The organism is Pseudomonas sp. B21-040 (assembly GCF_024748695.1).
Taxonomy (GTDB): Bacteria; Pseudomonadota; Gammaproteobacteria; order Pseudomonadales; family Pseudomonadaceae; genus Aquipseudomonas.
In genome coordinates this window covers 3080418-3104176 of sequence record NZ_CP087176.1, presented here as the reverse complement: position 1 = coordinate 3104176, position 23759 = coordinate 3080418, and the positions used below count along the sequence as shown (strand labels likewise).

Annotated in this window: 18 protein-coding genes and 2 pseudogenes; 5 read left to right on the top strand and 15 right to left on the bottom strand. The window is 55.5% G+C overall.

All coding sequences use genetic code 11. The features are described from left to right. Positions 1-19: 19 nt before the first annotated feature. The 3 genes from ycaC to LOY55_RS14415 all read right to left on the bottom strand — a co-directional run bounded on the left by ycaC (position 20) and on the right by LOY55_RS14415 (position 2344). Entirely contained in the window at positions 20-646 is a 627-nt protein-coding gene (ycaC, locus tag LOY55_RS14425; protein ID WP_150744624.1) for an isochorismate family cysteine hydrolase YcaC, read from the bottom strand. A 75-nt stretch (positions 647-721) separates the two neighbouring features. Further along, entirely contained in the window at positions 722-1402 is a 681-nt protein-coding gene (locus LOY55_RS14420) for a hydrolase (protein WP_258668179.1), read from the bottom strand. A 75-nt stretch (positions 1403-1477) separates the two neighbouring features. After that, positions 1478-2344 carry a pirin family protein gene (locus tag LOY55_RS14415; protein WP_258668178.1) on the bottom strand — a complete coding sequence of 289 codons (867 nt, stop codon included), beginning with the start codon at positions 2342-2344 and terminating at the stop codon, positions 1478-1480. A gap of 112 nt (positions 2345-2456) precedes the next feature. Between LOY55_RS14415 and LOY55_RS14410 the strand changes: the two genes are divergently transcribed. The 3 genes and pseudogenes from LOY55_RS14410 to LOY55_RS31210 all read left to right on the top strand — a co-directional run. Beyond that, positions 2457-3368 carry a LysR substrate-binding domain-containing protein gene (locus LOY55_RS14410; RefSeq protein ID WP_258668177.1) on the top strand — a complete coding sequence of 304 codons (912 nt, stop codon included), beginning with the start codon at positions 2457-2459 and terminating at the stop codon, positions 3366-3368. Positions 3369-3609: 241 nt separating this feature from the next. Further along, positions 3610-4059, top strand: coding sequence for a glycosyl hydrolase (locus LOY55_RS14405; RefSeq protein WP_258668176.1), 450 nt, complete (start codon positions 3610-3612; stop codon positions 4057-4059). A 16-nt stretch (positions 4060-4075) separates the two neighbouring features. Further along, a pseudogene (locus LOY55_RS31210) lies at positions 4076-4390 on the top strand (glycosyl hydrolase); the annotation flags it as partial. A gap of 530 nt (positions 4391-4920) precedes the next feature. Here LOY55_RS31210 and LOY55_RS31205 read toward each other — a convergent pair. From LOY55_RS31205 to LOY55_RS14360, 12 genes and pseudogenes are all read right to left on the bottom strand, one after another. Further along, a complete protein-coding gene (locus LOY55_RS31205) occupies positions 4921-5973 on the bottom strand; it encodes a methyl-accepting chemotaxis protein (RefSeq protein WP_408980998.1) in 1053 nt (350 codons plus the stop codon). A gap of 90 nt (positions 5974-6063) precedes the next feature. Further along, positions 6064-6531 (bottom strand): annotated as a pseudogene (locus LOY55_RS31200) (MCP four helix bundle domain-containing protein); the annotation flags it as partial. A gap of 463 nt (positions 6532-6994) precedes the next feature. Next, entirely contained in the window at positions 6995-7099 is a 105-nt protein-coding gene (locus LOY55_RS31195; protein WP_408980986.1) for an NADPH-dependent FMN reductase, read from the bottom strand. A 4-nt stretch (positions 7100-7103) separates the two neighbouring features. After that, positions 7104-7310 carry an NADPH-dependent FMN reductase gene (locus LOY55_RS31190; RefSeq protein WP_408980985.1) on the bottom strand — a complete coding sequence of 69 codons (207 nt, stop codon included), beginning with the start codon at positions 7308-7310 and terminating at the stop codon, positions 7104-7106. Positions 7311-8183: 873 nt separating this feature from the next. Beyond that, a complete protein-coding gene (locus LOY55_RS14395) occupies positions 8184-8531 on the bottom strand; it encodes a nuclear transport factor 2 family protein (protein ID WP_258668175.1) in 348 nt (115 codons plus the stop codon). A gap of 108 nt (positions 8532-8639) precedes the next feature. Next, positions 8640-9203: a VOC family protein gene (locus tag LOY55_RS14390; protein WP_258668174.1), complete on the bottom strand. Its 564-nt coding sequence runs from the start codon at positions 9201-9203 to the stop codon at positions 8640-8642. Positions 9204-9334: 131 nt separating this feature from the next. Next, entirely contained in the window at positions 9335-11968 is a 2634-nt protein-coding gene (gene ppc / locus LOY55_RS14385) for a phosphoenolpyruvate carboxylase (RefSeq protein ID WP_258668173.1), read from the bottom strand. A gap of 100 nt (positions 11969-12068) precedes the next feature. Next, entirely contained in the window at positions 12069-14495 is a 2427-nt protein-coding gene (locus tag LOY55_RS14380) for an RND family transporter (RefSeq protein ID WP_258668172.1), read from the bottom strand. Continuing rightward, complete coding sequence (locus LOY55_RS14375) at positions 14492-15538, bottom strand: YCF48-related protein (protein ID WP_258668171.1); 1047 nt, start codon at positions 15536-15538, stop codon at positions 14492-14494. The genes LOY55_RS14380 and LOY55_RS14375 overlap by 4 nt, the downstream gene beginning before the upstream one ends. A gap of 38 nt (positions 15539-15576) precedes the next feature. Next, on the bottom strand, positions 15577-16944 hold the full coding sequence (locus LOY55_RS14370) for a DUF1329 domain-containing protein (RefSeq protein ID WP_258668170.1): 1368 nt from the start codon (positions 16942-16944) through the stop codon (positions 15577-15579). A gap of 28 nt (positions 16945-16972) precedes the next feature. Beyond that, positions 16973-18670 carry a DUF1302 domain-containing protein gene (locus LOY55_RS14365; RefSeq protein ID WP_258668169.1) on the bottom strand — a complete coding sequence of 566 codons (1698 nt, stop codon included), beginning with the start codon at positions 18668-18670 and terminating at the stop codon, positions 16973-16975. 569 nt (positions 18671-19239) lie between these two features. Beyond that, the gene (locus LOY55_RS14360) at positions 19240-20298 is read right to left on the bottom strand and encodes a LacI family DNA-binding transcriptional regulator (protein WP_258668168.1); all 1059 of its coding nucleotides are present in this window, start codon (positions 20296-20298) and stop codon (positions 19240-19242) included. Positions 20299-20521: 223 nt separating this feature from the next. Between LOY55_RS14360 and LOY55_RS14355 the strand changes: the two genes are divergently transcribed. Together LOY55_RS14355 and eno are read left to right on the top strand one after the other, a co-directional pair. After that, positions 20522-22438 carry an NAD(P)-dependent oxidoreductase gene (locus tag LOY55_RS14355; protein ID WP_258668167.1) on the top strand — a complete coding sequence of 639 codons (1917 nt, stop codon included), beginning with the start codon at positions 20522-20524 and terminating at the stop codon, positions 22436-22438. Further along, positions 22435-23751 carry a phosphopyruvate hydratase gene (gene eno / locus LOY55_RS14350; RefSeq protein ID WP_258668166.1) on the top strand — a complete coding sequence of 439 codons (1317 nt, stop codon included), beginning with the start codon at positions 22435-22437 and terminating at the stop codon, positions 23749-23751. Before LOY55_RS14355 ends, eno begins: the two co-directional genes overlap by 4 nt. Positions 23752-23759 lie beyond the last annotated feature (8 nt).

Genomic DNA, 23759 nt, shown 5'->3' with positions numbered 1-23759 from the left:
ACAGCCCCTGAGCCTTGGCTTACTTATCCGTGGTCAGTTTGGTGTAGCTGGTGATCAGGTTGCGATAGTCGGGAATGTGGTTGGAGAACAGCGTGCCCAGCCCTTCGATGTCGTTGCGCCAGTCGCGGTGCAGCTCGCAGGCCAGACCGAACCAGGTCATCAATTGTGCACCGGCAGACGACATGCGGTTCCATGCAGAATCACGGGTCAGGGCATTGAAGGTGCCCGAGGCGTCGGTCACCACAAACACCTCAAAACCCGCCTCGATCGCCGACAGCGCCGGGAACGCCACGCAGACTTCGGTCACCACCCCGGCAATGATCAGTTGCTTCTTGCCGGTAGCCTTGATGGCTTTGACAAAGTCCTCGTTGTCCCAAGCGTTGATTTGACCTGGCCGCGCAATATAAGGGGCGTCCGGGAACAAGGCTTTCAACTCCGGCACCAGCGGGCCGTTGGGGCCGGTTTCAAAGCTGGTGGTGAGAATGGTCGGCAGTTTGAAGTACTTGGCCAGATCGGCCAGCGCCAGCACGTTGTTCTTGAACTTGTCCGGGTCGATGTCGCGTACCAGCGACAACAGGCCGGTCTGATGGTCGACCAACAACACGGCCGCTTGATCTTTATCGAGACGTTTATAGGCAGTGGACATTTTCATTCTCCAGGTGAACAACGGAAGCCCCGATGGCTTCCACTGATGAGGGACACTCCCCCGTGTTGGGCTCGGTTACTTGCGCTGGGAGTCCAGCACTTCATGGTTACTCACTACAGCTTGAGCCTTCATGTAACTTTCGATCAGCAACTGATAGGCCGGGAAAATCTTGGTGTAAACCTCAGCCCATTGTTGTGCATCGTCGCGGTTCCAGGATTTTTGTAACTCAGACGCAACAGCACCGGTATCCATCGGGACTACACCCGCCTGCACCACTCGGGCGAGCGTAATTTCCTGCGCCATCTTGGTGTAGGTGCCGGAGGCATCGACCACCGCAAAGACCTGATAACCGTCATAGACGGCGCTGATGGACGGGAAGGCCATGCAGACGCTGGTGATGGTGCCGGCGATGATGAGCTGTTTCTTGCCCGTGGCCTTCACTGCGGCGACGAATTCCGGGTTGTCCCAAGCATTGATTTCACCCTTGCGCGCCACGTATTGGGCGTGTGGGGCGTTTTCATGAATTTCGGGGATCAACGGGCCGTTTGGGCCTTGTGGCACTGAGGCGGTGGTGATGACCGGAATCTTGGCCAACGACGCCATCTTGGCCAACGCCGCGGCGCGCAGGCGTAGTTCGGGCATCGGCATATCGCCCACTGTCTGGAACAGACCACTCTGGTGGTCGATCAGCAGCATGGCGACATTGGATGGGTCGATGACCGGTCTCTGGTTGTTGAAATTAGCCGGGGTACTCATGACGTTCTCCTGTGAGAAAAGACGGCGTAGCCGCCGACGGGTTTCGTAATGTCAACCAATGGCACTACGAAATGGTTAGGGGGTAATCTGTCCAAAGTGGCCGCTGTTGAAGTCTGTGATGGCCTGGACTATTTCTGCTTGGGTATTCATGACAAACGGACCATGGCTAACGATGGGTTCATCGATGGGCTCTCCACAGAGCAGGACCAGTTTTGAGTCGCTACTGGCCTCCAGCAACAGCTTGACTCCATCAGGGTCAAGCAGCGCCACCTGTGCCTCCTGCAAAACTGCACTGCCATTCACCTCAACCCCCCCACTGAGCAGGACGATTGCACAGGTGAAGCCAGCTCTTAATTGCAGGGAAATGCTCTTGCCTGCGTTCAGACGTATGTCCCATACATCCATGGGGGTGAAGGTCAGCGCGGGGCCTTTACGCCCGGCGTACTCACCGGCAATCACGCGCACTAAACCGGCATCGTGAGGTAGGCTGACTTGCACTATGTCGCGGTTCAAAATCGTCTGATATCGAGGCGCAGACATCTTGTCTTTTGCGGGTAGATTCACCCACAACTGCACCATCTCCAATGTTCCACCAGCGTGACTGAATTCTGGTGAGTGGTACTCCTCATGAAGGATGCCCGACGCTGCTGACATCCACTGCACATCGCCTGGTCCTATCTTGCCGCCAGCGCCAGTGGAATCCCGATGCTCGAGTTCACCTTTATAGACAATGGTGACCGTCTCAAAACCTCGGTGCGGATGTTGACCGACTCCACGCCGGTGCGGTGAAGGCGGGAAATCCGCAGGTCCTGCGTAGTCGAACAACAGGAACGGGCTGATATGACGGCCCAGCGTGTCATATGTGAAAAGCGAGCGGACCGGAAACCCATCCCCTACCCAATGCCGATTGGGGCTGCTGTAAATGCCCAGAATTTTCTTCATGTTGCATCGCCTACCAAAGACCCGAGCGAATCACCTTAGTCGTGGAGGTTGGATGCCGGTAGTGGCTGGATTAGACTTCACAGTCTCAAATATGGAACGATAGGGGCCACGAGTGATTGATCTCAATGAACTCTTTTTGTACGCAAAAGTGGTTGAACATGCCGGCTTCGCTCCCGCAGGCCGCGCCCTCAACATGCCAAAATCCACCTTGAGTCGACGGGTCAGTCAACTAGAGATGCGGCTGGGTGTGCGCCTTATTCAGCGCTCTACAAGGCAATTCCAAGTGACCGATATCGGTCAGGCTTATTACCGCCATTGCGTGGCCATGATGGCGGAAGCTGAGTCGGCGGAAGATGTCATTGAACAGAGCCGGTCGGAACCCCGAGGCGTTATTCGCCTGTGCTGCACCACTCCACTACTGAACTTCTGGGTGGCCCCATTACTAGGCGAGTTCATGGAGCAATGCCCATCAGTGGAACTCTATGTGAAGAGTTTCAACCGTCGTGTTGACGTTATCAGCGAGGGATATGACATTTCCTTGAGCTTATGTTTTCCTCCATTGGAAAGTAGCGAATTGGTGATGAAAGTCCTGGCCAGAAGTCCACAGGTACTGGTTGCCAACCCTATTTTTGTGCAACGCTACCCGCTGTTGATGGTACCGGCGGATTTGGTGGATCTTCCGAGTATTCATTGGGGAGCGCCTCAACCGCACTACAACTGGCACCTGAATGATCCCAACGGGGCCACCGCCCAAATCAGCCATGTTCCGCGCTTGGTCAGCGACGATATGGCGGTACTCAAAAGTGCAGTGAGTCGGGGGGTGGGCATCGCTAGCATGCCGCTAGCCGTGGTCAGGGAAGAAATCTCCGACGGTCGTTTGTTAACGCTTATCCCACAATGGAGGCCAGATGAAGGTGTAATCACCGCAGTCTTTCCCTCTCGACGAGGTCTACTGCCTTCCGTGCGCGCCCTAATCGACTTTCTTGCAAATTCATTTGAAAGGCAGGAGAGGCAGGGATCTTAGCGCCTCGCCAGTCGTTTGGGGTTACGGTCACCTAGTCGGTCGCTTGCTGTTTTTCGCCATTCACACCTGATAAAAACTGCACACAAAGAACGTCAGTCCCACGTTTAGCTTGTGCACTGCCTGTGCGGTTTTCGGTTGCGTCCTTGCCGAAGTGCCGCAACAGCTCATACGACGTCCTTGTGCCAATCGACAACTTCCGGAATGCGAAGAGCTAACTACTTCCCAACGTCGGTCAAACCAGATGGGACGGGTATATCTGGAGCACTATCTGAATCTGTATCGCAATTCGATGGGCGATCAAAGTAACGCTCTTCGCGGGTTATTGGCCGATAGTATCGAATCGGGACCGCAGAATTGGCCCCCCGCCCTGCTCGAGAAATTCAATCATCTGCGCGGCTACGATGCGACACCATGGCTACCGACTTTTGCCGGTTTTGTGATTGAAAGCTCTGAAGCCAGTGATCGATTTCTCTGGGATTGGCGACGCACCATCACGCAATTGGTGTCCAGCGAGTATTTCCAGACGCTCGCAGATGTGGCGCATGAACGAGGTTTGAAGCTTTACAGCGAAGCACTCGAAGATAACCGCCCACAGTTAGGTGAAGACATAAGCATGCGAGGTCGCGCCGATGTCCCGATGGGTGCGATGTGGGTACTGCCCCAGACGGTGAGGGTCGTCCGACCTACTTAGCAGATGTAATGGGGCTGCATCGGCAGCACACTTATATGGGCGCAAACAAGTCGGCGCCGAGAGGTTTGGAGCATTCCTGCAGCCTTGGGCGTTCAGTCCACGGGATCTCAAACGCACAGCGGACCTGGCTATGCCGCTAGGGGTAAACTTGTTCAATATCCACACATCGCCCCATCAACCTTTGGAGGTAAAGCCAGGAATAGGACTAGCCCCGTTCCTAGGTCAATACTTCAGCCGACATGAAACATGGGCAGAAAATGCAAGACCTTGGATCGACTACCTCGCCCGCAGTTCCTATTGCTGCCATTCGCGACGGACAGCCAGTAGCTGACGTTCAGGAGTCGGTATTTCGTTTCTCTGCACTATCCCGATAGAATTCCAGAAGATCCTCACGAGCCGATAGGGACAAGGCTTCGTTCGCTTGGCAACGAAGAGTCGATGCACGCAATCCAAACTGGATGACGATAACGTCTCGTTCCTGTCCGCTCCGATTAGGGTTGCTACCGTGCAGAATCGTGGAATGCAGTGCCAGAGCAGCGCCGGCTGCCACATCAGGACATATTTTTCGATATCAGTGTTGATTGTAGGTGAGAGCCCGGTACAACCGCTGTGCCTCCATAGCGGTCATTGGGGAGAGATGCAACGAGATGTGACTCCAACCTCCCATACCGTGGATCAGTAACTAATATTAATAAGCTAGATTCCACTCATCAGACCTTGATCTGGAAGCTCAGCTGGGCCGAATTGCCCATTCACAAGAATCCGATTCTTAGCTTTAGTGTGATAGTTAATTGATAAAGTAACGTCACCAATTTTTTTGGTGACGCTACTTCGTCAGAAAAAGGTCAATTCCTATTGTGCCTAAATCACAAATCGCGAAATCATAGTGTTAAGATTAACTGCCAGGCGTGTTAACTCATGGCTTGCCGCGTTAGCTTGGTTGGCTCCAGCTGCCGATTGGATAGATAGATCCCGAATTGTTACCAAGTTTCGATCTATTTCTCTGGACACTTGAGCTTGTTGTTCAGAAGCACTTGCGATTACCAAGTTGCGCTCATTTATTTGGTAAATTGAATCGGCTATTTGCTTCAGTGCCTCGCCCGCATCACGCGCTAAAATCAATGTCGACTGGGTTCGATTAGCATTTAGAAACATAGACTGCACTGCCTCATTGGTGCCGTTTTGAATACCGACAACCATATTTTCAATTTCTTCTGTCGATTGTGCTGTACGATGCGCCAATGCTCGGACTTCATCGGCAACTACTGCGAAACCTCTTCCCGCCTCACCTGCACGAGCTGCTTCGATAGCAGCGTTTAGCGCAAGTAAATTGGTTTGCTCAGCAATCGAGCGGATAACGTCCAGTACTCTTCCGATATCACGACCTTGAGACGCAAGCCCTTCAACCAAAGCAGACGTCGACTGCACATCTCGTGTCATGGCTTGAATGGCCTCCACTGTCTCAACAACTTTATTACGTCCGTGAAGTGCAATTTGATTGGATTTTTCTGAGGCCTCTGAGGTAGAAGTAGCATTTCGAGCGACCTCTTCGACTGCAGCAGTCATCTCATTGACCGCAGTGGCAGCCTGCTCTATCTCATTATTTTGCTGATGCACGCCCTCGGTGGCGTCGTCCGCGAGGGTGGTCAATTGCTCGGCAGCCGAGGCCAGTTGTATGGCAGAGCCAGAAATCTCCTCAATAGTCGCTTTCAGTTTTTTTTGCATGATTGCTAACGAAGCTAAAAGCTTTGCAGGTTCGTCTTTGCCGACAACCTGTATGGGTATTGTCAGGTTTCCGTCGGCAATGTCGTCGGCGGCTCGGACGGCAAGGGCAAGAGGTTTGACGATGCTGCGGGTAAGCAGCAATGCCAACAAAATGGTCAACAGAGCGGCCACAATGGATGTGCCAACGATCGCAAAATATGCCCTTTCATACTGCTCGCCAGCGACTTTCGAAGAGTCTTTAGCTGCGTTTTGGTTTATTACTATCAATCGTCCCAAATATCTCGCCAGGGACTCAGAAGTGCTTTCCATCTGGCCACTTACTAGGGAGTTCAATCTGTCGATGCTGCCTTGCCTGGACAATTCAAGTGCCTGGTTCTGCAAGAAAATATAGGTTTCAAACTCGGTATTAAACCGTGCAAATACTGCTTTTTCTTCAATCTGAGTAGGGGTCGAACCATAAGAATTTTTTGCCTCTTGCAGCTTTTCTACAAGTTTCGGAATTAGGGTGTATGCCCCTTGTAGGTGTGTAGCGTCTCGATCAATTAGCAATTCCGATATAGTAATGCGTAAACGAAGGAGGTTTTCGTTTACGTCACCAAGGTATACAATGTTTGGTAGCATATTTGTATCCATATCCATAGTTGCCTGGTGAATTACGGTCATTCTGTTTTGCGCGAAAGCACCCAGCGCGATCACCAATACGGCTATAAATGCGAAGCTGAGGAAGGCTCGCGGTGCGATACTCATATCTCGTATATTCATTAATCGCTCTCTATAAATGATTTGCTGGCGTGCATGCACTTGTAAATCCCTGTAGTAATCTGGAGAGTCACTTTGGCAGTTTCAAAGGCGCTGTCCATCAAACCTAAAGTGATCAGGAGGCGCATACGGCGGTTTTTTTTTGCGTGTGCGCTGGTAATTTATCGGAGTTGTAGTGGCCAAGCTTAATTATTACCAAAAAATATTGATTCTATAACAATCGCCTTGAACCGAGACATAAGAAATGATCGATTGGAAATAGGATAAACGACAAGTTTTCCTCATCAACAAATATGGCATTAACGACTTTGCTGTCGGCGCGTGCAATTAAAATTTGAGGATAGTCAATTCGATCTGCCCTCATACCATCCAGCGCTGCATTGAGCTGAGGATAAATGCGCACTCCCCCGGTGAATGCAGATGACGAAGAGTACTAACACCTTCTTTCCAGTCAGTGTGCTTCACCGGAGGGCCGGGACAACCAATCAAGCACATTTTTCATGACTCCCGGAGTTCCATGCTTGTACTCGGGAGAAGCCAGGATAACGCCGCCCAAGTTCTTAACTGTGAGCCATAGGGATTGGAGCCGGCGGATTCGTTTCAAAATCCTCGTTATATAACGGTATATCTGAAATATCCAAAACTACTACTTCCACACCTGCTGGCGCACGCTCAGCGACAGTACGAAGAATGGCTGTATTCACCGACGCTTTCGCAAGACTCCCAGATATTGCAGTTAGCTTTTTTTCATCGGTGGTCTCTCCCAAAATTAGATAAAGGTGGGGGGGCCTAACTCTGACGCGGCGACTATTTTATAAAACCTACACCATAGTTGAGGTCAACAACCATGGACGAAGAAATCACGTCCGCCCAGAGCCTGAGCGTGGGAGAAGTAACCAAGCAAAGTGGTCTATCCGTATCTACTGAAAGGATTGCTCATGCTACAGCGCTCGGCTGGAAACCAGCGGGTATGTCTTCGTGCTTATTTTCATCTGATACTCCAGCCCATCCGGACCACACAAAAAGCTGCAGTAAGTGTCGCCACCGAGAAGGCCACAAAGCTCACACCTAGATAGGACGCAAAAAACTACAACTGCAACTATCGGCCAAGCCAACTAAATAGGTCGTAGAGTTCTAATTTGTGAACCATCACGGAAAACCTCAACGGGCTGTACTATTTCACCCAAGTGGCCGGGTACGGCGGGTTCGCTCCCGCTGGAGGCGGCTAAGGCTAGCGGCCCCCCGGCTTGTGACCGGAACCCGCTGCCCACTGGTGTGTGTGGTTTAGTAAATCGCCAGACGGTCGTGGCGCCGTGCGATCGCATACGCCTCCCGCATATGACAGCGGAGTGCTAGCCGCTCCTATAGCAGCGAAAACTCCGATTCCGACATCCTGTCGCTCCCCTGAGACCAGACGAGTGAATACAGTTGCCGACCCACGCGTCCACTCTCCACAGAATGGCTACATGAATCTACCAACATAAATGCAAAAACTTTTAGTTTGAGCTCGTCGATAATGTTTTAAAGTTACCGCACTCACATTAAGAAACCAGTCTGGAGCAGACGCCAACTATAAAAAAGTCCGATATAATTATGCCTATCGGGCCTTGAAGGAAACAGAATCAAAAGCACTTAAAAAATCAAAGACTGCTATTATCGACAAATATGCGATAATCGCTTATTTGGCCATCAACATGACGTAACAGTACAGCAGCAGGAACCTTGAGCACTGTTCCATCAAGGCGCCAGTATTGGACGTCACAAGTAATGAAGGTGTGATCACCAGAATCAATAACTTTATATAGGAAGTGCTTTACGCCGCTAATCCGTAGATAGAAACCCCGGAGAGCCTCAATAACTTCCGGAATCCCGTGGAGCTCTGGAGAGTTCCCGAACTTAAATACCAGATCTCCAGCCAAATAGCTGGAGAACTCTTCTAAATCCCCGGAATCGACTACTTCGTAAAATTTCGCAATATTCAGTCTCATACTGCACCTTCCCAAGTGGAAGACCCAAGATGACCGTTAAGCCAAGCGTATCCTCAACCGGACAGATACCCTGGCTATTCAGGCCCGCAGTTACAAAGAGAACGGAAGTTACTTTCTTTGAGCAGCCAGCCACTGCTTGAGAATGTCGCGCGCACCCTCGTGATCTAAAACTTCTTCGGCGGACGGTCGATGAGCGGTGATCTCTATGATTTCACCATCTGGATCGGTGAGGTAAAGGGAATAGCACCACTCGTGATCGACAGTAAAGCACTCCACGCCAGCGGATTCCGCGCGCTTGTGAAGGTGGATAACACTTTCTTCGCTATCAGCGCGCAACGCCGTATGACGTTCGTACGGATCGCTGATACGCGGGAACGGCTCATCACGATAGCCCTCTTCGAACTGGAAAAACGCCACTGCACTACCGTCAGCCAGTTCGAAAAAACAGTGAATGTAATTGGAGGGTGCGTTGGTCACCACATCGAATTGGGCTACGAGAGAGGACGTCAACGGCAGCCCCAAGAGGTCCTCGTAGAAGCTGCGGGTCTTTTCCATATCGCGAACCCGCACGGCGCTATGCGACAGCTGCTGAATGCTGGTCTTTGAACGACGCTGAGCCGCAGTGTGGCGAGCTGAATCGGTACGATCGACGAGGCTGATGTTGTTGTTCATATAACCCTCCTGACGCATTTCTTGTCTTTGGTGTAGCTTCGATTGATGGTTGTTAATTACTTTGTGCTAACGATAGCAATTATACTAAGTTCTGCCTATCTGACTGTCAACCAATACTCCTCGTATGTGGTTCATGCAGTATTGCGTAGCCCCGCCGCAATACCTGCGACACTAACCAGCAATGCTTGATCCACCGCGCTGTCGGATATTCCATGAGCATTGCGGGAACGTGCTAGCAGTTCGATCTGTAGCCGATGCAGAGGGTCCAAATATGCGTTGCGAACGTTGATGAACGCCTGGGTCTCGGGATGAGCGGCCATGAGTTCGGGGACATCCAAGATTCCCACGACAATTTCCGTAGCCCGAGATAGAAGCGTACGCAACTCCATGCCCAAACTCCTTAGGGACGAATCCACCAAACGATCGTCGTACAAACGCTGGATTTCTCCGTCGGCTTTGGCCAGTACCATCTCTAGCATGTCAATCCGCGTTCGGAAAAACGGCCAATGCTCACGCATTTCCTTCAGTATCGGCCCCTCCCCTCTCGCCAAGGCCTGCGCTAAAGCGGACTCCCAGCCCAGCCAGGCCGGCAACATTAAGCGAGACTGCGTCCAAGCGAATATCCAGGGAATCGCCCTTAGACTTTCGATGCCACCAGTTCCGCGGCGAGCGGGACGACTGCCCAACGGCAGCCGACCTAGCTCAAGCTCAGGCGTAGCCTGACGGAAGTAGTCAACAAAGCCAGGGCGTTCTCGCACCACTCCACGGTACTCCTCCAGGCTGTCCGCCGAAAGTTTCTGCATGGTCTCCCGCCAAATCTCTGGTGGAGCAGCTGGAGGCAGCAGCACCGCCTCAAGAACTGCGGCCAAATAGAGCGTGAGATTTTGCTGAGCGATATCTGGCTGTCCGAACTTGAAGCGGATCATTTCCCCTTGTTCGGTAACCCGAAAGCGGCCAGTCACAGAACCAGGAGGTTGCGAAATGATTGCCTCTCGGGCGGGTCCGCCGCCACGCCCGACAGTGCCTCCCCGACCATGGAAAAGCACCAGCTCGACATCATGGTTGCGGCACACCTCCACCAGACGCTCCTGGGCGCGATACTGAGCCCAGGCGGCGGCCAACGTACCGGCGTCTTTGGCAGAGTCGGAGTATCCGATCATCACTTCCTGCGGACCGGCCAAGCGGTTTCGGTAATCGCTTTGAGCGAGCAAGCCGTCGATAACCGCTCCAGCGTTCTCCAGGTCATCCAATGTCTCGAACAGCGGGACGACGCGCATCGGCCATCTTACCCCGCACTCCTTGAGCAGCAGTTGCACAGCCAATACGTCAGATGCGCGACCGGCCATCGATATCACGTAGGAGCCAAGTCCTGCAGACGGGGTCTCTGCGATCACCCGACAAGTATCGAGTACTTCCGCCACTTCTGTGCTGGGCGCGAAGCACGCAGGCAGGATCGGTCGCGGATTGGCCAACTCCCGCGAGAGAAACTCGAGGCGCTCTGCCTCGCTCCAGTCAAGGTAGCGACCAAGACCCAGTGTTGTCGTAATTTCATCGATTGCCGAGGCATGACGCCTTGCATCCTGGCGAATGTCCAAGCGGGCCAAAAAAAGACCAAAACTGCTGGCACGCCGCAGACAGTCCAGTAACAAGCCGTCGGCGATCACACCCATGCCACACGCTTGCAGCGAGCGATAACAGAGCAGCAGCGGCTCGACCAACTCAGCATTGTCCGTCAGTACACGCAGGCCTTCGCTACGTTCCCCGCGCAGCAGCAAGTGCGCCCATTCACGGGTGTCTCGCAAGCGCTCGCGTAACTGCTTCAACAGCGCACGATAGGGCTCGGGGTGATCACCAACTCGGTCGCGCAATTCGGCGGAGGCCGCCTGCATGGACAGTTCTGCAGTCAGTTGCTCGACATCTTTGAGATGCAGATCAGCGGCCATCCAGCGAGCCAGCAGCAAGACTTCGCGAGTGACCGCTGCGGTAACATTGGGATTGCCGTCCCGATCACCACCCATCCAGGAGGCAAAACGGATTGGCGCAGCGGTTGGCGGTAGACGCTCACCGGTGGCTGAAAAAAGCGCCTCGTCGACACTGCGCAGTAACTTTGGCAAGGCTTGCCACAACGAGTTTTCTATGACCGCAAAGCCCCACTTCGCTTCATCCACCGGGGTGGGTCGCTGGCGACGGATTTCGTCGGTGTGCCAAGCCTCGGTGATGATTTCCCGCAGGCGTCGAGAAATTTCCTGACGCTCAACTTCTGGCAGGTCGGAATGATCCTGTCGTGCCAATTGGACTGCGATGCTGTCGTACTTTTGGATTAACGTGCGTCGGGTAACCTCCGTGGGATGAGCGGTGAGGACCAGCTCAATGTCCAACTTGGAGATTTCCTCCGTCAGCACCTCGGGACTATGACCTGCCAGGCCCAGACGTTCCAGCAACGCCGAGAAGGCCTGATTCTCGCTAGGCTCGGCTTCACCCGGGCGGCGTCTGCGCACCCGGTGGCATTGCTCGGCGATATTGGCCAAGTTGAGGAATTGGTTGAACGCCCGCGTCATTGGCAACAATTCCGAGTCATCCAGCTCACTAAGGGTTTCCGCAAGTTGCCGGTGCCCTTCCTGAGAGCCCTGACGCGACGTTTTTGCCCCCTTGCGAACACGCTCGATCTTGTCGAGAAATGCGCCACCCATTTGGTCGGAAATTGCATGACCAAGCAGTTCGCCCAACTGATGAACGTCTTCACGCAAGCGTGCGTTGATTTCCATGCGATTGCCTTCTCTACTCTTGGATCAAAGCTGGAGGGGGCCGGCCCGCCGGAATGCGGGACGGTTTTATATCAGCGGGGTTAGGCGCGTCGTTCGGAACCTAGACAGCGTGACCATCTGAAACTTGGTCAGGTTGTGGTTCCTTATCACGCAATAGCAGGTAGGCGAGCGCAGGCAAGATGATCAGAGCGCCGAGCATATTGCCGATGAACATGAAGGCCAGCAGGATGCCCATATCCGCCTGAAACTTGATGGGCGACAGCGCCCAGGTTGCCACACCGACTCCCAGGGTGAAGCCGGTGAGTACGACTACCTTGCCAGTGAACAGCAACGTTCGGTAATAGGCCTCCGACAAACTATGTCCCGCTCTTAAACCCGCCAGAGTTACCGTCAGCACGTACAGCGCGTAGTCGACTCCGATGCCGATACCAAGCGCGATCACAGGCAACGTGGCGACTTTCACACCGATACCCAATCCCACCATCAACGCTTCACAGAGAATCGAGGTAAGAAGCAACGGCAATACCGCGCAGACCACAGCACGCCAAGAGCGGAAGGCAATGAACGATAAGATGGTCACAGCACCGAACACCAGGAACAGCATCTGCCGATTGGCAGCCTTCACCACAATGTTGGTGGCCGCCTCAATACCCGCATTGCCCGCACCCAAGATGAAGTGCACGTCAGAGGTGTTGTTGGCCTTGGCGAATGTCTCCACCACTCCGACCACCTGCTCCAGGCTGTCCGCCTTGTGGTCCTTCAGATAGACATAGAGGGACAGGAAGTCGCAGCGCTGGTTGAACAGTTCCCGCGGGGCGCGGGTAGTCACGGCATTGATCGAGTCCTGACTGTTGAGGATCTCACCCCACTTCATGTTGCCTTCCGAGAGCCCGGCCATGGTGCGGCGGGTCAACGCGGCAAACGAGTTGGTCGACTCTACCGCAGGCAGTTGCTGTAACTGCCACTCCAGAGCATCCAACTTGACCAGTGTGCCGTAGGATGCGCACTGCTCGGCGGGCGTGGTGACCATGACCACCAAAACGTCGCTGTTTGCCGCGTAGTTGGAAACGATGTAAGCATTGTCGCGGTTGTAGCGCGAGTCCGCGCGCAGCTCCGGGGCTCCACTATCAAGATCACCAATCTTCAGGTTAAGGCTAACAAGGTAGCCCAAGCCGCCGATTAGCGTGGCGCCAACCAGCGCCAGTATCGCCCACTTACGCGTGGTGAAGCGGTCGAGAAAATCCCAGAAGACGTGCTTTCGGTGGTCGCCACTTTCGGAATCGCTTTGCTCGGCCTGCAGGCTGCGATGAGCCGCAGACTCGCTGACGCCGCAGTAGGACAACAGGATCGGAAGCAATACAAGGTTGGTGAAGATCAACAGCGCCACACCGATGCTAGCGGCGATTGCCAGGCTCTGGATCACCTCGATGCGGATTAACATCAGCACAGCGAATCCCACGGCGTCCGCCACCAGCGCAGTGAGGCCGGCAAGGAACAGTCGACGGAAGGTATAACGCGCCGCCACCAGTCGATGCAGACCGCGGCCGACGTCCTGCATGATGCCGTTCATCTTCTGCGCGCCGTGACTCATGCCAATGGCGAAGACCAGGAACGGCACCAGGACCGAGTACGGATCGAGGGAGTAACCTAGAGTCGGCAATAGCCCTAGCAGCCAGACCACCGCCACCAATGAACACACCACTACCAGCAAGGTGCTTCTGATGCAGCGGGTGTACCAGTACAGCACCGCAGCAGAAATGATGATGGCGAAGGCGAAGAACACCAACACTTGATGCAGCCCATCGATCAGATCACCCACCAGTTTGCCGAAACCGATGATGTGTATCTTCAGGTCGTCCGAGGCGTACTTGCCGCGTATTTGTTCGAGCTGGTCTGACAGTGCCTTGTAGTCCAGCGGTTTGCCGGTATCGGCATCACTGTCCAGCAAGGGTACGAAAATAATCGACGATTGGTAATTCGGCGCCACTAGCTGGCCGATTTCGCCCGAACGTTCGACGTTCGTGCTCAACTGCTCAATGCTGCGCCCGGAGCCATCGTAGCTGGCCGGGATTACCGGGCCGCCATCAAGACCGTCCTCGGTCACTGCCATCCAGCGCGTATTGGGTGTCCACAGCGACTTCATGAAAGCCCGGTCGACACCGGGCAGAAGGAACACTTCGTCATTGATCTTGCGCAACGTCTCGAGGTAATGCGCATCGAAGATTGAGCCCTTGCGAGTTTCCACCGCGATGCGCAATACGTTGCCTTGGCCGCTCAGATCGGCCTTGTGGGCTAGATAGTTGCCAATGTAGGGATGATCAATAGGAATCATCTTCTCGAAACTGGAATTGAGTTCGAGCTTCGTCGCCTGATAACCCAGCAGCAGTGTTGCAAGCAAGCACAACAGGACGACCACCATACGGTTGTTGAAAAACAGCCGCTCGGCGAACGAGCCCGAATTCTGGTCGAACTGGTTGAGTTCGCAGACGACACCCTGCTTCGGAGCGGTCGAGGGAATTGCGTTCATTGCTTGTTACCTACATTTAGGGCCGCTTCGCTCAGGCGGACAGTGCCACGCGCGCCAGCCAGGATCAGGCTGTTGCCGGCGGACTCTGCCAAGGCGACGATGGGTGCTGGATTGCCGAGGGGAACAGAAGCGAATGAGAGCCCACCATCGGTGCTGCGATACAACCCGCCCGCCTGGTTGCCCAGAACGATCGAACCATCCTTCAGCACTGAACCCGCGGTTAGGCTTTCCTCGGTATCGAGCTGGGATTTCTGCCAGTTCGCCCCGCCATCTTTGGAGAGATAGACATTGCCACGCAGGCCGTAGACCAACATATGCTCTGGAGAAACCAGGACGAGGCCGAAAAAACTGCCTTCGTATGGAGTCTCGATGCGAGTGAAACTCTCGCCACCATCGTTTGAGCGAAACACTGCGCCCATTTCACCAGCAATGTATTGGGTCTGAGCAATTTGCCGGATCGCGTACAGATGGCTGCCCTGGCCGTTAGGAATGTGCGAACTCCAAGGCTGCCAACTGCGCCCACCATCATTGCTGCGAAACGCCAGGCCGAAGGCGCCGACCACGGTGATAGTCCGTTCATCCTGGACGAGCAGATCGAGGAACGGTTTGTCCGCGCCCTCGCTGACCATGCGTTCAGCGTAAGCGAGCTGGTGTGGGTCAGCGTCTTGATTGGCGCGTGCAGCTTCGAGCAGCAGCTGGGCGGCTGAGATGCCGTCCAACTGCTTTTGCCAGGCGCGGCCACCATCGGACGTCGCCAAGATGATCCCTCCGTGTCCGACCGCCCAACCGTTTTCTGTGTTGGCGAAACGCACACTGGTGAGCATCAAACTGGTGGGAACCTGGGCTTGCACCCAGGTCCTCCCATCGTCCTTGGAGAGCAGGATGATGCCCCGCTCGCCGACCGCAACCAAGTGTCCGCCAGTCGGCTCTACCGCCGTCAACAGCGCCACACTTGCGCGCGCACTGACGATTGAGGCGCGGTTCAACGGATCAATCACGGCGTCGTCAGCGAAGGTATCGACACCGTGCAACGATGCGATCACTACGCAAGCGAACAGGCCGGATACCCGGCGAGTTGAACTCACCTCACACCCCGCGCGGCTACGGCTTCAGGCGTATAGTTGTCTTCTGGCCACTTTGGAACGCGTCCGTACTGTACCGACTGCTCGTTAATGATGGTCGCCTCATAAGAACCCTTGATGAAGTCGGTAATCATGAAGGGATTGAGCAGTTGACCAGGGAAGTCATAAGCAAGGATTGGCAGAGCGGAACCCGTACGCCACAGACGGCCTTGAGCATCCCAGCCGTCATACAGCGAGGCATTCCAGGTATCCTCGTCGACATAAAACACCTTCTTCGGCACCGTATGCCGTTGTCCGGCCGCCAGGTTCGCCTCGACCACCCAGACCCGATGCTTCTCCCAGCGCACAAATTGCGGATTCAGGTGATTTTGCCCCAGGACATCGTCAACCTTTTGCAGGTGGAAGTTGTTCATGTTGTAGGGGATGTACATCTCTTTTTTGCCGACGAGTTTCCAGTCGTAGCGATCAAGCCCACCCAGGAATAGCGAAACCTCGTCGAAAAAGTCGGCACCGGAGGTCACCGAGTTTGGTGTGTCGTAACCGATGCTCGGAGCTCGCCGCACACGGCGCTGCCCTAGCAAGTACTGCCAGGCTTGGCGGCCCTTGCCGACGAAATCCACCGGCTCGCGAATAAGGATGGTCTCACCGGATTTGAACGACGGCGCAGTGGTCACCATGTAGTAGTGCCAGAAGTCGCCATTGAAGTTCGCCAGCGAGCCGTCCTCGAAGTTGTAGGGATAGTTCATCTCGTTGCGAGTAGCACTTGCCAGCACCGGCTTGCCGCCAGAAACGACGTAACTACCTGCCTGGTACAGGACGGAATCCCCCTTCCAGCGCAGCAGGTGGTTCCACATCACTTCGGCGCCGCTCTGCGGGATGGGGAACGGGATGCCACCATAAGCACCTTCGATCGACTGTCCGTTGGCGGATGACTTCGCACGGGTGGCGTTTTCAACGGTGAACTTGTAGAGCCAATCCGGCGCCGATGCGGTACGGTGAGTCGGATAGATATCCATGCGGTAGGTGTTCGGGTACTTGGTCAACAGCTCCTTCTCCCCGGCGGACAATTTGTCAGCGTGCTCCGCCATGTTCTTCGACGTGATGGTGAACAGCGGCTTCTCGTTGGCGAAGGGATCAGGTCGCGGCTGCCCCGACTTATAGCCGGCTGGAATCTTGGTGTAGCCGCCATCCCAGGCAGGAATGCTGCCATCCTTGTTTGCCGCGCGTTCACCGCCCAGCGGAGTGAGGTCTTTCTGGAGTCGCGCCGCTTGCTCCGGAGTAACTGCGGCGTGCACGGAGGTGGCAAGGCCGAACAGAACGGCGAACATTGCGCCGGCCTTGTAAGAGACACTCTTGTAATTGTTCATTGTCATCTCCTGGATCAAATTCAAATGTTTAAAAGGACCGCTGCACATACATCGAAATGAAGTCGCGATCGGCAAAGCTCTGGTCGAACGACAGCTCATTGGCGTCGTTCAGAGCGTTACCTTTGTCGCCGAAGAAGTGGGTGTAACTGGCACCGAACTTGTAGGTCTGTTGGTACAAGCCTGCGATACCGAAGTTGAGATCTCCTCCTTTCTTGCCACCAGGGTTGAATGAGTTCACGACCGAAGAATTGCCATGGGTACTGAAACCAATGCCGACTGGCGCAGAAAGGTCCAGGCCGGGCGCAACCTGATACCAAGCCGGCTCGAAAACGCCACGCATCGCCCAAGCATCGCGGGAGGAGTTTGCGGCCACCGCGTCCGGATTTTTGGTGATGCTAGTACGACGATTCCAGGCGATCTCGCCAAGCGCGGTAGCACTGCTCCAGAAACGACTCGGATTTAAGATGTAGACGCTGGACACTTGCGCATGGGCGGAATTGCCCACGGCATAGGCCGCATGTTTGTCGTTGTCGGCATTCGAACCCGGGGAGACGGTCTGCGGGTCACTGACCAGCGGTGTGTCGCGACGGATCGAAAACTCCGCCGCCACACTGGCTTCGCCCACCTGCGTGCTTACGCTCATCCCGTAGGCCTTGATGTCCTCGGGATACACCAGCCGGTATTCGCCGACTTTGCCGATAGTGGGATCCAGATTTTCGCCAGGGGTCAAATAAACCTGCGGCGTCTTGTCGTGGTAGCGAGTCGCGTAGAAGCCGAACTCCAAATCGGAGCCCTCCGGCCTCCAGCGGACTTGCCCGCCGAACTGGCCGGAATCCTTAGCGGTAATGTCCTTGCCGCGGAATAGGGCCGGGCCGATCCGAGTTGCTGGGTCGACTGGGCCGAACAGCAAGCGTTCGCCGCCTTCAAACACATCAGCGGAAGAGAAGTAGCTGCCACTTCCCGGGATACGGGTTTCATCCCATTTGAACTGGTAATAGGCGCCGATCGCCAGGTTATCGCGCAACTGGATCTGCGTGGATATTTGGTTAACTGGGCGGACGATTTCCTGAAACTGTGAGTTAGGTACCGAAAGCAGCTTCACCACGTCGACCGGTGACTGCCCACCGGCTATGCCATTGTTTCCAAAGAACAAGCTCTCCCCGTAGATCAGCGCGTGACTGCCGAAACGTACAGTGGTCGCCATATCGAACGGCGACCACCTTCCGTAGGCGAAGTAGTCAAGAAACTCAGCATCGCGGCCATGCAAGTCGCGGGTCTTGGTGACGAACTGGTCATGGCGTTTCGAGTAATTGTTGCTGGTTTCCGGGGAGTCGTTGTCGTTGCCCTGGTTGTAGACATCATCGTACCAAGCGGCACCGCTGACTCGCACACCGTAGTCCTTCTTGTACGACAGATCCATTTGCGACAGGAGGTCAATCCGATTGGAGATCAGACCCTTGTCGAAATTGCGGTCACCGTCGTCCAGGTTGGGATTCGAAGTCAGCTTCTTGGATTGCCCCTCCACACGGAACGCGGTGTTGTATTTGATGGTGTTGTCCCAAGACAGCTTCAGGTCTGGGTTGCCGAGATCCAGGTCAAGCGCCATCGCCGCGTTTTGTGCGCCTAGGGAGGCAATAGCGAGAGCCAGTATTTTTGCCGGCTTCGTAGCGAGGCCTTTTTTTAGGCCTGCTGGGGTCGGGAAAGACCTTTGCGCAATCGATTTCATGCTGACACACCTCTTTTTCTTGTAGTTGTTGTGCACGCTCACCTAGCTAGCCCGCTGCGCCTCTTTCGCATATCCAGCAGGCCACCACCTCGAAATCCACTTCTAAAGCTTCCTACTCCCGGGAATTCGATGCCTCCACACCTGCGCAAGCTCACGATCGAAAGCACGTATTAAGCAGATAAATGCTATCGATAGCAATAGACTAAAAGACAGCTCAGAGACCGTCAACACAAAATTTGCGTACGCGGTGAAAGGCCCCACTCAGAAAGTCAAATGTTTGAACACGATTCGCGGACCGAGCCAGCTAAAGATATGGAAGCCAAGCAAAAACAATGCTTTAAGCAATCGCCAGGATGACTAGACGGCGCGCTCAACGATACTTAGTGATGGGCAGAGAGAGCCGAAAAGCTACCGATGCACGAACGCAGGCAAACGTGTCAGCAAGCTTCTTGATGAAGAAATTTTGCTAACGATCGAAAAATTGGTAGCTTGGAGGCGCTGGTCATGGCATGACCAGCGAAGTACGGCAAAGGTCTTTTATAAACCAACGAATGAAGAGAGGCCGGTGATCAGCTCACCCTAGCCTTGGCCGGTGTCTTTGCCCTGCCATTCGAGCTCGTAGTCACAACTGCTGTCGTGCCACGAACCACTAGAGCAGAACTAGAAATAGCCTTATGACAGTCCCCTGTACTTTTTTTGCCGAGGTTTTTCAGGTGATGCAGAAACCACAACCCGCAGGTAGTGGCCAGTTCCTGCATCGGCGGGCGAACAGTGGTCACCCCCGGCCCCCACCAAGTGAACCATGACGGATCACCGAAGCCGATGAGAGACAGTTCGTCAGGTATCGCGATACGTTGTTCGCTGAGCACCTCCAGTACCCCCATCGTGGCATGGATGGAACCCATGACGATGGCGGTGGGCTTTTGCTTGGCACGCAGCAACTCGGTCATCGATTGCGCGCCGAACATCCGGTTCGGCTGGCCGAGTTTTTCGATTGCCTGATCCCGATCGATATTTAGCTCGGCGTAGGCCCGACGGAAACCGGCAACCCGCGCCGCCCCAGTGGAAAGCATCTCGCGGCCGCCGATATAGGCAATGCGCCGATGGCCGAGATTGAGCAGATGGGTAGTAGCCTCCCGCAATGCCATCTCGTCGTCGATGCCGAAACAAATCGGCGCCAGCGCCGGAACGCTTCGCAGCAACTGCGCGTGCGGCACCGTGCGCATAAGGCTAATGCTCTCCCGCCGCGGCGCAGCTGTGGGCACCGCGATGACGCCCGCAACGCGCGCGGCCACCAACTCTTTGATATGTCGGAACTCGACTTCGCGATCATCGTTGTGTATCGACAGGATCAGGCGGTAGCCCTCCGCATCGCAGCATTCCGACAACGCCTGGGCGATGGTGGCGTAGAAATCGTTGGTGACGTCCGGAAGCAGCAAACCGATCAGTTTACTCGAGCCGCCACGCATTACCCGGGCCGCCGTGTTACCTACATAACCCAATTGCTCGGCGGCCTTTCGTACCCGCGCCTTGGTTTCGGCGCTGACGCGCGGATCGTCCGACATCGCTCTGCCGACAGTGGATACCGCGATTCCCAATTGTTCCGCCACCTGTTTCGCCGTGACCATTGACTCTCCTCCCTCAAAATTCTTCGCAGCATTCACTGATGCAATCGAATGCGCAGATGCATTGCAAAGGCATCGACTCTATCGATTCCCGAAGGTTACCTGAAATGCCTCGGACTGGCCTATAACACAAGAGAAAGCTCAGGTATTGACGAACCAGCGTCACTTTCATAATCTTATGCTATCGTTAGCAATATTAGATATCAACCCAGCGAGTGCATCCGAAATGACAACGAACAAGGAAACCCGCCGCGACCGAGTCGTGCTGACCGACCACCCCTGGCCCGATCTGGACGTCGAGCAGGCAATCTTCAACAAGGCGGGTATCGAATTGATCACTGGACCGGCAACGGCAACCAGCGCCGAAGAGGTACAAGCCCTGATCGCCCGAACCGACCCTGCCGCCATCATTACCTGCTGGGCACCGGTTTCCACCGCTGCCATCGAGTCTCCCCGCAATCTGCGCATCGTCGCTCGCCTGGGCGTAGGTCTCGACAATATCGCCGTCGATAGCGCCACTCAGCGCGGCGCATGGGTCACGAATGTGCCCGACTATTGTGTGCAGGAGGTTTCCGACCACGCCGTTGCGCTGCTACTGGCCCACTTCCGCCGTATCGTTCAGTACGACCGCCAGGTCAAGAAGTCCTCCACCTGGGCTATCGAAGGCGCCAGTCCTGAGCGCATCAGCGAACTGACAGTGGGTATCATCGGTTTTGGACGGATCGGCCGTGCCACCGCATCCAGGCTCCTAGCATTCGGCTGCCGCGTCCTTGCCCATGGGCCGCGGTTGACTCAAGCGCAGGCTCCAGCCAATGTCGAGGTCGTCGACCTACAGACTCTTCGCCAGCAGTCCGATGCGATCGTCCTGCACCTGCCACTTCAGGAATCCACTCATCATCTGGTCGACGATGCCTTCATCGACTGCTGCACTAGACGTCCGCTCCTGGTAAACGTCAGCCGTGGAGGCTTGATCGACAACGATGCGCTGCTACGTGGCCTGGATTCCGGCAAATTGTCAGGTGCAGCCCTTGATGTCGTAGAGGGCGAGCCTCAGCCGCCGGAAGTTGTCATTGCGCATTCGCGGGTCATTGCCACCCCGCATATCGCTTTTCTCTCCAACGCCTCATTGATCGAGTTGCGTCGCCGCGCCTGCGAGGAGGTGGTACGAGTCCTGCGTGGCGAGCAGCCCTTGCATCCGTGTAACACGCCCACGGACGCATCCTCTCTGGCCGATCAGCGCTTGGCCGGTGGGGTCGCCAGCGATATCCGCCTGGTCCAGGGTGAAGACGGACCCTATGTGGTTAAGCAGGCGCTGGAAAAATTGCGGGTCGCAGCGGAGTGGCTATCCGATCCGGCACGCTCGTCGACCGAGGTGGCGGCGCTATGCGCTATCGCCGACCTGATCGGCCAAGATGCGGTTCCTGAGGTACTGTGGACCGACACGGCAACCAACTCCTTCGCTATGCGCCTGATCGAGCCGCGCCTACGCAACTGGAAACAGGACTTGCTCGCAGGACACATTGACGACCGTACCGCGACAAAGGTTGGCGCGCTGCTCGGCGCCATGCATGCGCGCTCCGCAATGGATCACGATCTTCGCGATCGCTTCGACGACCTTAGCTATTTCGAGACGCTGCGCATAGAGCCGTATTTCCATCGCGTCGCTCAGAAGAACCCCTCACTGGCCGAGGAGATCCAGAATATCGTCGAGGGCATGTCCAAGCGTCGCGACGCCTTGGTGCATGGCGATTTCAGTCCGAAGAATATCCTCGCCGACGGCGCTGACGTAGTAATGCTCGACTGCGAAGTTGCCCACTGGGGCGATCCGCGTTTCGACCTGGCCTTCTGCCTGTCCCACCTACTTCTTAAGAGCCACATCCTCGGAGCCCCTCGCCAGCAGCTCGCGGCTACAGCCCATGCCTTCATTGAGGCGTACAGGGCGGATGGCCCTGCCGTACTCGATTGCGCACTAGTCGGCATTCTCGGCTGCCTGATCCTGGCGCGGCTCGATGGCGACTCACCGGTGGACTACCTCGACCGACTCGACACCGCCGCGGTACGCCGGATCGCCACGAGCATGATTTGTGAGCCCCAGGATGGACCTGGAGCATATTTCCCTCTAATGCAGGAGTTTGCACTGTGACCTACAAAGCCTCTCGAATAGCACGGGTGCATGCGCGCCAGATCTTGGACTCGCGCGGCCGCCCAACGGTCGAGGCGGAAGTGGAGCTCGTTGACGGTAGCTTTGGTCGTAGCTGCGTTCCGTCCGGCGCCTCCACAGGGCGGCATGAAGCCATAGAGCTCCGGGATCACAACACCAGTCAGTATGATGGCCTAGGAGTAGGTCAGGCGGTGAACAATGTCCGCAGTGAGATAGCCGACCGACTGCTGGGCGAGGACGCACTGGACCAGCGTCAAATCGACAGACTGCTCATTTCGCTGGACGGCTCAGCCAATCTCAGTCGCCTAGGTGCCAATGCCGTACTGGCCACATCCATGGCCGTATGTCGTGCCGCTGCCGTTCACTCGCACAATCCTCTGTACCGCTACATAAATAGCCTCTGCCGCGGCCGCCCGATGAGCCTGCCACTGCCAATGGTGAACATCCTCAGCGGCGGGGCGCATGCGGGGCGCGGAATGGATCTCCAGGACTTCCTAGCGATACCTGTGGGAGCCTCCAGTTACAGCGAAGCACTGGAAATGATCTCCCGTGTGCGCGTGAGCGCCACCCGCCTGCTGGCCGATAGGGGCTACTCCGTGCTGCTCGCCGATGAAGGCGGCCTGAGTCCGGGCTTCAAACATGCGCATGAAGCATTGGACCTGATGGTGCAGTCCTTCGAGGCGGCCGGGTTAGTGCCGGGCCAGGACATGGCCATCGCCATCGACGTTGCAGCCAGCGAATTGTTCGTTAATGGTCGCTACGAGCTAGTCCGCCACGGTTTCCAATTCAGTGGGGAAGAGATGGCCAGCTTTATCACTGAATGCGTCAGGAGGTATCCGATCATTTCGGTAGAGGATGCCCTCGAACAGGACGACTGGCTCAACTGGCAGACGTTCACGGCCTCAGTACCTGGCGTGCAAGTCATCGGCGATGACCTATTCGTGACTAACCAGAAGCGCATTACGATGGGCATCGAATGCAGTGCTGCCAACGGCGTGCTGATAAAGGTTAATCAGAACGGCACCCTCAGCGGTACCCTCGACGCAATGGAAACCGCCTGGCGCGCGGGCTACACCACCGTTGTCTCGGCCCGTTCTGGAGAAACTGAGGACACTTTCATCGCCGACCTGGCAGTGGGTACCGGCGCTGGACAGATCAAGATCGGCTCAGTGCGCAGTTCGGAGCGCCTGGCCAAGTACAACCAGCTGCTGCGCATTGAAGAAGACCAAAGTCTGGAGTTCATCGGTGCCGCCGGCCTGGGCAGAAACACCCGTCAGAACGTGGCTTGCAACTAGCCTGTTTG

Bases quoted from the DNA above. Each gene is read 5' to 3' on its own strand.
- ycaC (WP_150744624.1), bottom strand. From the start codon at position 646: ATGTCCACTGCCTATAAACGTCTCGATAAAGATCAAGCGGCCGTGTTG.
- LOY55_RS14420 (WP_258668179.1), bottom strand. From the start codon at position 1,402: ATGAGTACCCCGGCTAATTTCAACAACCAGAGACCGGTCATCGACCCA.
- LOY55_RS14415 (WP_258668178.1), bottom strand. From the start codon at position 2,344: ATGAAGAAAATTCTGGGCATTTACAGCAGCCCCAATCGGCATTGGGTA.
- LOY55_RS14405 (WP_258668176.1), top strand. From the start codon at position 3,610: ATGGGACGGGTATATCTGGAGCACTATCTGAATCTGTATCGCAATTCG.
- LOY55_RS14395 (WP_258668175.1), bottom strand. From the start codon at position 8,531: ATGAGACTGAATATTGCGAAATTTTACGAAGTAGTCGATTCCGGGGAT.
- LOY55_RS14390 (WP_258668174.1), bottom strand. From the start codon at position 9,203: ATGAACAACAACATCAGCCTCGTCGATCGTACCGATTCAGCTCGCCAC.
- ppc (WP_258668173.1), bottom strand. From the start codon at position 11,968: ATGGAAATCAACGCACGCTTGCGTGAAGACGTTCATCAGTTGGGCGAA.
- LOY55_RS14380 (WP_258668172.1), bottom strand. From the start codon at position 14,495: ATGAACGCAATTCCCTCGACCGCTCCGAAGCAGGGTGTCGTCTGCGAA.
- LOY55_RS14370 (WP_258668170.1), bottom strand. From the start codon at position 16,944: ATGAACAATTACAAGAGTGTCTCTTACAAGGCCGGCGCAATGTTCGCC.
- LOY55_RS14365 (WP_258668169.1), bottom strand. From the start codon at position 18,670: ATGAAATCGATTGCGCAAAGGTCTTTCCCGACCCCAGCAGGCCTAAAA.
- LOY55_RS14360 (WP_258668168.1), bottom strand. From the start codon at position 20,298: ATGGTCACGGCGAAACAGGTGGCGGAACAATTGGGAATCGCGGTATCC.
- LOY55_RS14355 (WP_258668167.1), top strand. From the start codon at position 20,522: ATGACAACGAACAAGGAAACCCGCCGCGACCGAGTCGTGCTGACCGAC.